This window comes from Mesorhizobium sp. M0496 (genome assembly GCF_040321205.1).
Taxonomy (GTDB): Bacteria; Pseudomonadota; Alphaproteobacteria; order Rhizobiales; family Rhizobiaceae; genus Mesorhizobium.
In genome coordinates this window covers 61,803-74,757 of sequence record NZ_JAMYRC010000022.1, presented here as the reverse complement: position 1 = coordinate 74,757, position 12,955 = coordinate 61,803, and the positions used below count along the sequence as shown (strand labels likewise).

The following is a 12,955-nucleotide window of genomic DNA, read 5'->3' as shown; positions in this document are numbered from 1 at the left end:
ACTTGGATCAGGACCGCGTTTCCAGCGATGGGAACGCGGCCCTTGTCGTAAGAGGCTGCGCTTTGGTGGATCGTGCCTTGCCGGGCAATGCTGCTATCTTATCGGTGTAGCGTCTCCGCCGGTGCACCATGGTCGAAATCGTCAAACCCGCGCTTGAACATTTGCCGTCCTACAAGGCGGCGCTCGAGCGCGGTTGGTCGCCGGACAATGTGCGATTGCTGGAAGCGACGCGCGAGCAGCTTGCGGCGATCGAAAAAGATCCGGTGGCCTTTCTCGCCGACCTCGACGATCCCCAAGCCAAAGGCGGCCCGGTCACCTTGCCCGACGGCAAGCAAGTGCCGCGCCTGCCCGGCTTCCGCCGTTGGATCTGGGACGGCGAGGCGTCGGGCTCGATCGGCTTCCGCTGGCAACCAGGAACGGCGGAACTGCCGCCGCATGTGCTCGGCCATATCGGCTATGCGGTGGTGCCGTGGAAGCGGCGGCGCGGCTACGCCACCGAGGCGCTGCGGCTGATGCTGGACGAGACGAGGGCGGTCGGCCTGCCCTATGTCGAGATCACCGCCAAACCGGGCAATCCGGCATCGCACAAGGTGATCCTGGCCAACGGTGGCAAGCTCGTCGAGCGCTTCTTCGAGGACGCCGCCTATGGCGGGGCGGAGAGTTTGCGGTTTCGGATCGAGTTGTAGGAGTGGGCGCAATCTTATCCGAGGCAGGCTGGGGGAAATCCCCTTATATCCGCTGGCGCAGGCCCCTCTCCGACCGCTTCGCGGCCACCTCTCCCCACTTTCGTGGGGCGAGGAACCTGAGCCTTGCAGCGGCGGTGCGAGGTCTGCTTTGTGTCCTCACAGCTCCTAGATCGCTGCCAGCACCAGCCTCTCACCCATGCTCGTCAGTGCACAGCGCGTGGTCGGATAGCGCGCGGATAACGTAGCAGTCGCCGACCGTCTTGCCATTGCAGCAGGTGGCGATGCGTTCGAGTTCGGCCTCCAGCCGCTTCAACTGGACGATCTTGTCCCGCACCGAGATCAGTTGTTCCTGGGCGATCTTGTCGGCGTGGCCGCAGGGCTGCTCGGGGTGGTCGCTCAATTCGATCAGCGAGCGGATATCCTCGACGGCGAAGCCGAGGTCGCGGGCGTGGCGGATGAAGGCCAGCCGCTCCAGCTCCTGCCTGGAATAGCGGCGCTGGTTGCCTTCCGAACGCTCGGGTGCCGCGACCAGGCCCATCTGCTCGTAGTAGCGGATTGTCGGCACCTTGACCCCGGTGCGGCGGGAGAGATCACCGATCGAAAACATGAATTTTGCCTCTTGAAGCTCTAGTGACTAGAGCAATTACAGTGCCTCACATCAGCATTCAAGACCAATGCGGCGACGCCGCGCGGGCAAGACAGACAGGTGATATGATGACGGCTCCCCTCAAGCAGACGCGGTTCAGGATCGGCGGCATGGATTGCGCCTCCTGCGCGGCCAAGATCGACACGGCGGTTCGCCGTCTCGACGGCGTCGCGGATGTCTCGGTTTCAGTGACCGGCGCCAGCATGACGGTCAGTCACGGTGGCGCACTGCCGGAAGACAAGGTGCTGCGGCAGGTTGCGCGGCTTGGGTATGGCATCATAAAGGCCGAAGCTAGGATCGATGGGCACGCTTCAGCAGTCAAAGCGTATGACCATGCTGGTCATGGCCACGAAGGCCACGATCGTGGCGAGCCGGCCAGCAAGCAGGCCATCGCTTCAACCCGTCTCCACATGGGTGGCGAGCCGGGGCAGGCGTGGTGGCGTTCCCACCGGGCAGTGCTGACGCTGGCTTATGCGGCAGCGCTTCTTGCTGCCTATTGCATCGGCTATCTGTTTCCGGCGGCCGAGCGCTGGGTGTTCCTGGCCGCTTTGCTCGTCGGCCTGGTGCCGATCGCGCGGCGCGCGCTGATGGCGGCACTGGCCGGCACGCCGTTCTCGATCGAGATGCTGATGACCATCGCGGCGATCGGCGCCGTGATGATTGGCGCCACGGAAGAAGCCGCCGCCGTGCTGATGCTGTTCCTGATCGGCGAACTTCTGGAAGGTGTCGCCGCCGGCCGCGCACGGGCGAGCATACAGGGACTTGCCGATCTGGTGCCGAAGACAGCACGGGTCGAGCGTGCAGGCGGTACATCGGAGGTTCCCGCTGAAGATCTTGCGGTCAGCGACGTCATCGTGGTGCGGCCGGGCGACCGCATCCCTGCCGATGGCGAGATCGTCGAGGGGGCGAGCGATATCGACGAGGCGCCGGTGACCGGCGAGAGCACGCCGAAGCGCAAGGGTGTTGCCGAAACCGTCTTCGCCGGCACGATCAGCACCGACGGCGTGCTCAAGATACGGGTGACGGCGGCCACATCGGACAACACCATCGCCCGGGTGGTGCGGCTGGTCGAGGAGGCGCAGGAGGCCAAGGCGCCGACCGAGCGCTTCATCGATCGCTTCTCGCGCACCTACACTCCGGCCGTGCTGGCGGTCGGAGCGCTGGTGGCGCTGCTGCCGCCGCTTATCGGCGGCGGCGGCTGGAACGAATGGATCTACAAGGGCCTGGCGATTCTTTTGATCGGCTGCCCTTGTGCGTTGGTAATCTCGACGCCGGCGGCGATCGCCGCGGGTCTTGCGACCGGCGCGCGGCGTGGCCTGCTGATGAAGGGCGGCGCGGTGCTGGAAGGGTTTCGTCGGATCACCGCGGTCGCGTTCGACAAGACCGGCACGCTGACGGCGGGCAGGCCCGTGGTGACCGACATCGTGGCGTATGGCTGCGATGAACGCACCGTGCTGGCTCTGGCGGCAGCTCTCGAGCAGGGTTCCAGCCATCCGCTGGCGACGGCAGTTCTGGACAGGGCCAGGGCCGACAAAGCGCCGGTGCCGCCGGCGCTGGCGGCGAAGGCGATTTCCGGCAAGGGCGTCGAGGGCAGTGTCGGTGGCGTCGCCGTCTTTCTCGGCTCTGGCCAGGCGGCGGGAGAACGTGCTGATATGACCGAAGCGCAGCGCCTGACCGTCGACAGCTTCAACGGCCAGGGCAAGACCGTCTCGGTGCTGATGGCGGACGGCGTGGTGGCCGGGCTGATCGCCATGCGTGACGAGCCGCGGCCGGATGCGGCGGCCGGGATCGCGGCGCTCAAAGCTGAGGGCATCCGGGCTGTGATGCTAACCGGCGACAACCGCCGCACGGCCGAAGCCATTGCCGCTTCGCTCGGCATCGAGGCGCGGGCGGAGCTGCTGCCGCAGGACAAGCAGCGCATCGTCGGTGAATTGCAGCGCGAGGGGCTGAAAGTGGCCAAGGTCGGCGATGGCATCAACGACGCGCCGGCGCTCGCCGCCGCCGATATCGGCATCGCCATGGGTGGCGGCACCGATGTGGCGCTGGAGACCGCGGACGCGGCGATCCTGCATGGCCGGGTCATGGACGTCGTGCGCATGGTAAAACTGTCGCGGGCGGTGATGGCCAATATCGGCCAGAACATCACCGTGGCGCTCGGGCTGAAGGCGGTGTTCCTGGTCACCACCATTGCCGGCATCACCGGCCTTTGGCCGGCAATCCTGGCCGACACCGGCGCCACCGTGCTGGTCACCGCCAACGCCATGCGCCTGCTGCGCTGGCGCGGGTGAGGGCTTTGTTCGAGCTCTACTCCGCTGGGGCCGTCAGCGGCGGCGTGGCATTGCTGCGCCCTTCCCAGGCATAAGAGGCGAGTGCCACCGCGACGGCGACCAGCATCGCGATGACGCCGAGCAGCGGCAGGCTGCGGTAGCCGTAGCCGCCATTGAGCATGGCGGCCCCCAGCGATGCGGCTAGCGCGATGCCGACATTGAAGCCGGACGGAATGAGCGACGAAGCGAGGTTCGAGGCGTCTGCCGTCCAGGCCAGGATGCGGGTCTGGATCGGTGTGCCGATGGCGAAGTTGAGACCACCCCAGACGACGATGGCGACAACCATCGGCAGGGGATAGGGGCTGACGGCATAGATGACGGCCAGCGTCACCGCCTGCAAGCCCAGCATGGTGATCAATGACGGCATCAGCTTCCAGTCGGACAGCTTGCCGCCGAGGAAGACGCCGAGCGTGGCGCCGACGCCGTTGAGCAGCAGCACCCACGGCACCAGGCTCTCGTCGAGCCCGGTGATCTCCAGCAATGTCGGGGTGATGTAGGTGAACAGACCGAACTGGCCGATCATCAGCATCAACATCAGGATCAGCGAGGTCCAGACCTGCTGGCGAGCCAGCACGCGAACCTCGCGGGCGAAACCGGCGGGCCTGGCCGATGATCCGGTGGTGCGCGGCAACAGCGCTGCCATGGCGAGGGTTGCCGCCACACCGAGCGCGCACATCACCCAGAAGGTGGCGCGCCAGCCCCAGATGTTGCCGATCGCAGTACCCGCCGGCACGCCGATGACGTTGGAGACTGTGAGGCCGGACAGGATGACGGCAACCGCCATGCCGCGCTGGTCCTCGCGCACAAGACCGACGGCGACGACCATGGCGACGCCGAAATAGGCGCCGTGCGCGACCGCGACGGCAATGCGCAAGAGCAGCATCGAGTTGAAGTCGGGCGCCAGCGCGCAGGCCGCCTGGCCAATGGTGAAGGCGATGGCGAGGCCGAGCAGCAAGGTCTTGCGCGGCAGCGACTTTGTGGCGAGCGCCAGCAGTGGACCGCCGATTGCGATGCCGCAGGCATAGCCGGAAACGAGATAACCGGCCGAGGGAACCGAAACACCCAGCCCTTCCGCCACCTGCGGCAGCACGCCGGCAATGACGAATTCGGTGGTGCCGAAAGCAAAGGCGGCGATAAACAGGGCGATGAGCGGAAGCGACATGGGAAAGGCCTTGGTTGGAACGGCCTCAAACCACGGATAAGGCCTGCGAGCAATCCAGAAATGTTTGTCGCCGGTTTAGGTTTTCTTCAATGGGGCGCGGCGATGAAGCGCCAATCTCCCTCCTTGTGGGGGAGATGGCCGGCAGGCCAGAGGGGGGCGCTGTCCTGCCAGCCTTTCAAACTTCCCGCTCGACTGAAGCCGGGTGACAAACCAAGAAAATCAAAAGGCGGTATCGGCCGCGTTCTACGGCGCCCCCCCTCTGTCCTGCCGGACATCTCCCCCACGAGGGGGAGATCGGCTGCTTCTCAGCTCGCCTTCAGCCGCGACCCGGTGAGTAGGCCGCGCTCTTCGAGCACCGGATAGGCCATCGAGGCCAGCAGGGAGTTGATCTGCTTCAGGTCGCGGATGGTGTCGAGATGGATCGAGCTGGTCTCGACGCTCTTGGCGGTGCCGTCGCGCAGACGCTCGAAATGGCTGGCACTGGTTTCCTTCTCGCGGTCGCGCAGCTGGTCCTTTTCCAGCACCAGCTGGCGGGCGGTTTCGGGATCGCGCGACACCAGCACGTTGAAGGCAAGCCGCGCGTTGGCGAGCACCGAGCTGTGGAAGGCGAACAACTCACTCCAGCCCTCGTCGGTGAATTCCAGTCCGCGCTCGAACTTCTTCTTCACATGCACCAGCATGTTGCGCACGATGATGTCGCCGACCTGCTCGAGCTTGACGCAGGCGCCGATCAGCTCCTGGCAGCGCAGCGCCTCGTCCTCGGTCAGCGGGTTCCTGGTAAGCTTGGCCAGATAGAGCTTGATCGCGGCATGCTTCCTGTCGACGCGGTCGTCGAGTTCAGCCAGCGCCATGATCTTGTCGGCGTCGGCACTTTCATAGAGTTCGATGATGCGCTTGAGCATGATCTCGACCGTCTCGCAGACCCGCACCACTTCGCGCGTGGCATTGGCCAGCGCCTGGCTTGGGACATCGAGCGCGCTTTCATTGAGGGCGGACAGCTCGACGACGTCGAGCGAGGCAGCCGGAACGGGCTTGGTGCCAAGTGCGACGATCTTTTCGGAAGCGCGATAGACGAACCCGGCCAGCGGCAGCCCGGCGAGCAGGATCAGCACATTGAACAGGATATGGGCGTTGACGATCTGGTCCGCGGCCGTCGAACCGAGAAAGGCGAAGTGCGGCCTGAAGATCATGATCAGGATCAGCATGACCAGCGAGCCGAGCCCGCGCATCAGGAGGTTGCCGACCGGCACGACGCGCACTTCGGGGCTCGACGAGCGGGTCAGCATCGGCGCAATGATCGAGGAGCCGAGATTGACGCCGAGGATGAGGACGACGCCGAGTTCGGGCGTGATCAGGCCACGGCCGGCCAGCGTCGCCATCAACAGAACCGCCGCGATGCTCGACTGGAACAGCCAGGTGATCAGCGCCGCCAGCAGATAGGCGGTGATGGAATCTGTGGAGAAGTAGTTGATGATGACCGGCATGAGCTGGCTGTTGCGCAGCGGCTCCGATGCCTGGCCGATCATTTCCAGCGACAGGATCAAAAGGCCGATGCCGATCAGGATGCGGCCGGACTGGCGCCAGTCGCGCCGCTCGGTGGCCATGAACATCACCGTGCCGGTGATCAGGCAAAGCGGCACCAGCAAGGTGAGATCGAAGGTCAGCAGCTTGACCACCAGCGCCGAGCCGATCTCGGCGCCGCGCACGGCAAGCTGGCCCGCGGCGCCCGAGACGATGCCGGAGCCGGCGAAGGAGCCGACCAGCAGCGTGACCGCAGTGGAGCTTTGCAGGGCGATGGCGAGGCCGGTGCCGGCCAGCACCGCCATGATCGGATTGCGCATGGTGGAGCGCAGACGATGGCGCAGCACGTCGCCATAGGCACGCTCGACGCCGGTCTTCACCATGCGGGTGGCAAACAGCATCAGCGCCACGGCGCCGGCCAGATGCAGAAGGACGACGGAGCCGCTCATTTCTTTTTCGCCTGCATGCCAACGGGCCGCGCGACGCGGCCAGCGTGGCGAGCGGGATGAAAAGCGGGGTTACGAATCATGTTCATGGCGATGGTCGATAATAACTCGAATATTTTAGCCGGATAATAAAATCTTGTCGATTTCAAGGGGCCGTTGCCGCGCGACAGGCAGTGTCGGAAAATGGATTGAGGCGCAAATGGTTGCATTGCCGGGCTGCCGTGGCACGGCGGATGGCGCGGATTGCCGCGCGCTTGGCTCCTACCTTTGCGAGGATGTTCAATTCCCTCAATTAAATGAAGGAATTCATTACATAATTGTAATGCTGACGTTCAGTTTCGGTTCATCGGTGCGCGGCTATTCCCTTGGGCATCGACAACCAAGGAGACTTCCATGAAACGCATTGTCCTTTCCGCCCTCGCTTTCTCGATGCTGGCCGCCACGTCGCTCACCGGCCAGGCCGCGCCGCTGAATGCACCGGTCGCGCCGCAGTCGAACTATAGCCAGGTCGACTGGCAGAAGCCCGGCCACCATACCGATGTGAAGAAGCGCGTCTTCAAGAAGAAGGTCGTCGTGAAGCGCAGCCATTGGCGCAATGGCCAGAAATATTCCAGCTGGAAGCGTGACCAACCGATCCGCGATTATGGCCGCTATGGCCTGCATCGTCCCGGCCGCGGCCAGGAGTGGATCCGCGTCGGCAACGACTATGTGCTGGTCGGTATTGTCTCCGGTGTCATCTTCGGCGCGCTTGCCGCGCAGTAACCGGCACCTTGCCGGGCATTGAAAGGGAGGCGGCCCGCAACGGCCGCCTTTCTGCGTCCGCGAGCAACTCGTCGCAAATGTGAAGTTTGAAACTGCTTGCCGAAAATATCACGATATGCGATATTTTCGAGGTGAAGCGGGTCATTCTTCTCCCTCTGGCTGCCAAGGCGCTGCGGAGGCATCGGGCGGATGCCGAGAGAATCCTGTCGAAGATAGAAGCATACGCCAATGACCCGAGCAGCCTTGCAAACATGGTCAAGGCCTTGCAAGGCTCGACCGCTCTGCGTTTGAGGGTGGGTGACTATCGCGTGGTGTTCGAGGAAACGGATCAGGAGATCATCGTCACCAAGATCGGACCGCGCGGGTCGGTTTATGATTGGAATGCCAAGGTGAACAATGTTGCCTATGTCACGACGCCAGGTGGCGAGGAACTGGCCATCCTGCCACGCAGCGAACTGGATGCATTGCGGGAATCGCTGGACCACGCACAGGCGCTGGGCAGCTTTCGCGCAGGCCAGATTCCAGGACTTACTCCGGACGAGGCGCGGGCTCTTGTCGCGGCGGTCTCTCCGCTTGCTTTCTGGCGCCGGTATCGCAAGCTTACCCAGGCTGTGCTTTCCGCGTCCGTCGGAGTGACGCAGAACTATCTTTCTGAAATCGAGAACGGAAAGCGTGGAGGGGATGTCGCGCTTTGGCTGCGGCTGGCTCGCGCGCTCGAACTGCCGGTTGAGAGTCTGGTCGACGCAGGCGACTGATCGACAGAATATCGGCAAGGCCGCTTTTACCCTGTGGAAACCGGGTATGGTCCGCATTAGGGGTCGTCGGATTTCGCGGGCATGATTATATGATGGGAAACGAGTTCCCTGATGCGCTTTCCGCCCGCCTTCCTCGACGAGATACGCGACCGCGTGCCGATTTCCCAGGTTATCGGCCTGCGCGTCGCGTGGGACAGGAAGAAGACCAATGCGCCGCGCGGCGATTATTGGGCCTGCTGCCCATTCCATGGCGAGAAGAGCCCGTCCTTCCACTGCGAGGACAAGAAGGGCCGCTACCACTGTTTCGGCTGCTCGGTCTCGGGCGATCATTTCAAGTTCCTCACCGAACTCGACGGGATGAGCTTCCCCGAAGCGGTCGAAAAGATCGCCGACATGGCTGGCGTGCCGATGCCGGTTCGCGACGCCCAGGAGGAGCGGCGCGAAAAGGAACGCGCCAGCCTGACCGACGTCATGGAGATGGCGACCGCTTTCTTCCAGGAACGGTTACAAGGGCCGGAAGGCGCCAAAGCCCGCGCCTATCTGCGCGATCGCGGGCTGACACCGGCGACGCAGCAGTCGTTCCGGCTCGGCTTTGCACCTGACAGCCGCAATGCGCTTAAGGAGCATCTTGCCGCTAAAGGCATCCCGAAAGCCGATATCGAGGCCTGCGGGCTGGTGCGCCACGGCGACGACATCCCGGTTTCCTATGACTGGTTCCGCGACCGCATCATGTTCCCGATACCGGATTCCAGAGGCAAGATCATTGCCTTTGGCGGCCGCGCGCTGCAGGCGGATGCGCTGGCCAAATACATGAACTCGCCCGATACCGAACTCTTCCACAAGGGCAATGTGCTCTACAATTTCGCCCGCGCCCGCCAAGCGATGGGAAAAGGGGCATTGGCCAAGGGCGGCACGGTCATCGCCGTCGAAGGCTACATGGACGTCATCGCGCTTGCGCAGGCCGGCTTCGAGAATGTCGTGGCGCCGCTCGGCACCGCGCTCACCGAGAACCAGCTCGAGCTGCTCTGGCGCATGGCGCCGGAGCCGATGTTGTGTTTCGATGGCGACAAGGCCGGGCTGAAGGCGGCCTGGCGCGCCGCCGACATGGCGCTGCCCTCGGTACAGGCCGGGCGCTCGGCGCGCTTCGCGCTGCTGCCGGAAGGCAAGGATCCCGATGACCTCGTCAAGGCCGAGGGGCCGGACGCTTTCCGCGCCGTGCTGGCCGATGCGCGGCCGCTGGTCGACCTGTTGTGGATGCGTGAGACGGCGGGCGGTGTCTTCGACACGCCGGAGCGGCGGGCCGAACTCGAGAAGACGCTGCGCGAGCTGACCAGTCGCATCCGCGACGAAAGCCTGCGCTACCATTATCAGCAGGAGATGCGCGAGCGCGTGCTGAGCTTCTTCGGCTCGCAGCGCAATGCGCGCCAAGGGCGTCAAAATGGCGGCCGGCCAGGCGAGCGCGGCCAGGGCAAGGCCGCCGCGCCCGGTGGGCAGTTCGCCAAAAGCGGTGGCGGCCGCATCGCGATCACTGAAAGCCTCGGCCAGTCGGCGCTGGTCAAACGCGGCAGCGAGGGGATGTCGGTGCGCGAGGCGACGATCATCGTCGCACTGGTCAACCATCCGGCGCTGATCGACGAGAATTTCGCTCATATAGAGTTTCTCGATCTCGCCAACTCCGATCTGAGACGGCTGCATGCGGCGATCCTCGATGCGATGGCGCATGACATGGCTAATGATCGTCAGGCCGTTATCGCCACGATCGAACGCGCCGGCTGTGCCGAGATCTGGGAGCGGGCCGTCGGCCTGATCCGGCGAATGCGGCAATGGCCGGCGCTGGAGACCGCTGCCCTTGACGATGCCCGCGACGCTTTCAGCCAGGCACTGCACTTGCAGCGCAGCGCGCGCACCTTACATAAGGAGCTGAAACAGGCGGAAGCGGCGCTCGCCACCGACCCCACAGACGAAAACTACCGGCACCTGATCGAAATTCAGGCGCAATTTCAGGATGTACAGGCAACGGAAGCGCTGATCGAAGGATTCGGCGTGTCTTCGGGCAGGGCCGGGCGGGCTTAGTTTGAAGCGAGTGAATTGAAAGCGTTGTTGCGCGTCCAAATGGCGCGTGACGGGCTAAGTCGGGTAATTGATTCGCTTTTTTAAGGCGAATCATGCGAGAGGCGCTTGACCTTCTGGCAGAATGACGGAATCAGGACGATTCGAAACGTTAACCCGAACCCGCGTCGACGGGAAATAAGCGATGTGGGGGTACTACTGGTCACTGGACAGGCAGCCTGCCTGCCACAGATATCAGGGTTAATCTGGACTTAATGCATGTTGCCCAAAAGGAAACCGGTTTTGGGGACAACGACATGCACCAAACGACGAGTTGATGCAGTTACTGGCCCGGTGAAGCGCGTTCATAAGCGAGCGCATCCGATTTGACTGGTCCGACAGCTTACGCGGCTTCGATGTTCGGCCGCTAGGAGAAGATAAAGACTATGGCGACAAAGGAAAAGGAAGAGGTCGAGACCGAACGCGAAGGCGCCACCGATGGCCCGCTGCTCGACCTTTCCGATGATGCTGTCAAGAAGATGATCAAGGCCGCCAAGAAGCGCGGCTATGTCACCATGGACGAGCTGAATTCGGTGCTGCCCTCCGAGGAAGTGACCTCCGAGCAGATCGAGGACACGATGGCGATGCTGTCCGACATGGGCATCAACGTGGTCGAGGACGACGAGCAGGGCGAGGAGCCCGAGGCCGCCGACACGGCGGCCGATGCCGAGGAAGACGCCAACGAGCTGGCCGAGCAGACCGGCACCGCGGTCGCTGCCACCACCACCAAGAAAGAACCGACCGACCGCACCGACGATCCGGTGCGCATGTATCTGCGCGAGATGGGCTCGGTCGAGTTGCTGTCGCGCGAGGGCGAAATCGCCATCGCCAAGCGTATCGAGGCCGGCCGCGAGACGATGATCGCCGGCCTGTGCGAAAGCCCACTGACCTTCCAGGCCATCATCATCTGGCGTGACGAGCTCAACGAATCGAAGATCTTGCTGCGCGAGATCATCGATCTCGAAGCCACCTATGCCGGACCCGAAGCCAAGCAGGCGCCGGTGGTCGAGCGCATCGAGGAAGCCAAGGTCGAGGACAAGCCGCGCCGTTCGCGCGACGAGGAAGACGACGTCACCAATGTCGCCGCCGACACGCGCGGGCTGGTCGATGACGACGAAGAAGACGAGGACGAAGCGAGCCTTTCGCTGGCGGCCATGGAAGCGGAACTGCGCCCGCAGGTGATGGAGACGCTCGACGTCATCGCCGACACCTACAAGAAGCTGCGCAAGCTGCAGGACCAGCAGGTCGAGAACCGTCTGGCCGCCGCCGGCACGCTGTCGCCCAGCCAGGACCGTCGGCTGAAGGAGCTGAAGGACCAGCTGATCAAGGCGGTGAAGTCGCTGTCGCTCAACACGGCTCGCATCGAGGCGCTGGTCGAGCAGCTCTACGACATCAACAAGCGCCTGGTGCAGAACGAAGGCAAGCTACTCAGGCTCGCCGAAAGCTATGGCGTGCGCCGCGAGGAGTTCCTGAAGGAATATCAGGGTTCCGAGCTCGACCCGAACTGGACGCGCGCGATCGGCAACCTGACCTCGCGCGGCTGGAAGGAATTCACCAAGAACGAGAAGGACGCGATCAAGGACCTGCGCGCCGAGATCCAGAACCTCGCTACCGAAACGGCGATCTCGATCCTGGAATTCCGCAAGATCGTCAACCAAGTGCAGAAGGGCGAGCGCGAAGCGGCGATCGCCAAGAAGGAAATGGTCGAGGCCAATCTGCGCCTCGTCATCTCCATCGCCAAGAAATACACCAATCGCGGCCTGCAGTTCCTCGACCTGATCCAGGAAGGCAATATCGGCCTGATGAAGGCGGTGGACAAATTCGAATACCGCCGCGGCTACAAGTTCTCGACCTACGCGACATGGTGGATCAGGCAGGCAATCACCCGTTCGATCGCCGATCAGGCGCGCACCATCCGCATTCCGGTGCACATGATCGAGACGATCAACAAGATCGTGCGCACCTCGCGCCAGATGCTGCACGAGATCGGTCGCGAGCCGACGCCGGAGGAACTGGCTGAAAAGCTCGCCATGCCGCTCGAAAAAGTGCGCAAGGTGCTGAAGATCGCCAAGGAGCCGATCTCGCTCGAAACGCCAGTCGGCGACGAGGAGGATTCGCATCTGGGCGATTTCATCGAGGACAAGATGGCGATCCTGCCGATCGACGCGGCGATCCAGGCCAATCTGCGCGAGACCACCACGCGCGTGCTGGCCTCATTGACGCCACGTGAGGAGCGCGTTCTCAGAATGCGCTTCGGCATCGGCATGAACACCGACCACACTCTGGAAGAGGTCGGCCAGCAGTTCTCGGTCACCCGCGAGCGTATCCGCCAGATCGAAGCCAAGGCGCTACGCAAGCTCAAGCACCCGAGCAGGTCGCGGAAGCTGCGGAGCTTCCTGGACAGCTAAGTCCTGCCGACAAGAGTTCAAGGGCGCCACTGGCGCCCTTTTTCGTTCCGGGGCGCGTGCTCTGTCGGTAGCTTTTCAAGTTGTCCGGTTTTGGTAGCACATCATCTGTCCGCTTCTGTTGTTGCGTCGAAGC

General features: G+C 63.6%; 10 protein-coding genes. 6 read left to right on the top strand and 4 right to left on the bottom strand.

Translation table 11 applies throughout. The features are described 5' to 3' along the window. Positions 1–128: 128 nt before the first annotated feature. Positions 129–686: a GNAT family N-acetyltransferase gene (locus NKI73_RS19210; RefSeq protein ID WP_352632370.1), complete on the top strand. Its 558-nt coding sequence runs from the start codon at positions 129–131 to the stop codon at positions 684–686. Between the two features lie 190 nt (positions 687–876). Here the strand turns inward: NKI73_RS19210 and NKI73_RS19205 are convergent, their stop codons facing one another. Beyond that, complete coding sequence (locus NKI73_RS19205) at positions 877–1,293, bottom strand: MerR family transcriptional regulator (RefSeq protein ID WP_352632368.1); 417 nt, start codon at positions 1,291–1,293, stop codon at positions 877–879. A 107-nt stretch (positions 1,294–1,400) separates the two neighbouring features. Here NKI73_RS19205 and NKI73_RS19200 point away from each other — a divergent pair, with 107 nt between their 5' ends. Beyond that, a complete protein-coding gene (locus NKI73_RS19200) occupies positions 1,401–3,620 on the top strand; it encodes a heavy metal translocating P-type ATPase (RefSeq protein WP_352632422.1) in 2,220 nt (739 codons plus the stop codon). Positions 3,621–3,636: 16 nt separating this feature from the next. Here NKI73_RS19200 and NKI73_RS19195 read toward each other — a convergent pair whose 3' ends face one another. The 3 genes from NKI73_RS19195 to NKI73_RS19185 form a co-directional block, all read right to left on the bottom strand. After that, positions 3,637–4,821, bottom strand: a complete 1,185-nt coding sequence (locus tag NKI73_RS19195) for an MFS transporter (RefSeq protein ID WP_352632366.1) — start codon at positions 4,819–4,821, stop codon at positions 3,637–3,639. Between the two features lie 305 nt (positions 4,822–5,126). Continuing rightward, on the bottom strand, positions 5,127–6,791 hold the full coding sequence (locus NKI73_RS19190) for a Na/Pi cotransporter family protein (protein WP_352632364.1): 1,665 nt from the start codon (positions 6,789–6,791) through the stop codon (positions 5,127–5,129). After that, on the bottom strand, positions 6,788–6,997 hold the full coding sequence (locus NKI73_RS19185) for a hypothetical protein (RefSeq protein ID WP_352632362.1): 210 nt from the start codon (positions 6,995–6,997) through the stop codon (positions 6,788–6,790). Before NKI73_RS19185 ends, NKI73_RS19190 begins: the two co-directional genes overlap by 4 nt. 184 nt (positions 6,998–7,181) lie before the next feature. On the opposite strand from NKI73_RS19185, the gene NKI73_RS19180 reads away from it, so the two are divergent. The 4 genes from NKI73_RS19180 to rpoD all read left to right on the top strand — a co-directional run bounded on the left by NKI73_RS19180 (position 7,182) and on the right by rpoD (position 12,822). Next, a complete protein-coding gene (locus NKI73_RS19180; protein WP_352632360.1) occupies positions 7,182–7,550 on the top strand; it encodes an RcnB family protein in 369 nt (122 codons plus the stop codon). A gap of 86 nt (positions 7,551–7,636) precedes the next feature. Beyond that, the gene (locus NKI73_RS19175; RefSeq protein ID WP_352632359.1) at positions 7,637–8,305 is read left to right on the top strand and encodes a helix-turn-helix domain-containing protein; all 669 of its coding nucleotides are present in this window, start codon (positions 7,637–7,639) and stop codon (positions 8,303–8,305) included. 111 nt (positions 8,306–8,416) lie between these two features. Further along, positions 8,417–10,378, top strand: a complete 1,962-nt coding sequence (dnaG, locus tag NKI73_RS19170; RefSeq protein ID WP_352632357.1) for a DNA primase — start codon at positions 8,417–8,419, stop codon at positions 10,376–10,378. A gap of 422 nt (positions 10,379–10,800) precedes the next feature. Beyond that, entirely contained in the window at positions 10,801–12,822 is a 2,022-nt protein-coding gene (gene rpoD / locus NKI73_RS19165; protein ID WP_352632355.1) for an RNA polymerase sigma factor RpoD, read from the top strand. Positions 12,823–12,955 lie beyond the last annotated feature (133 nt).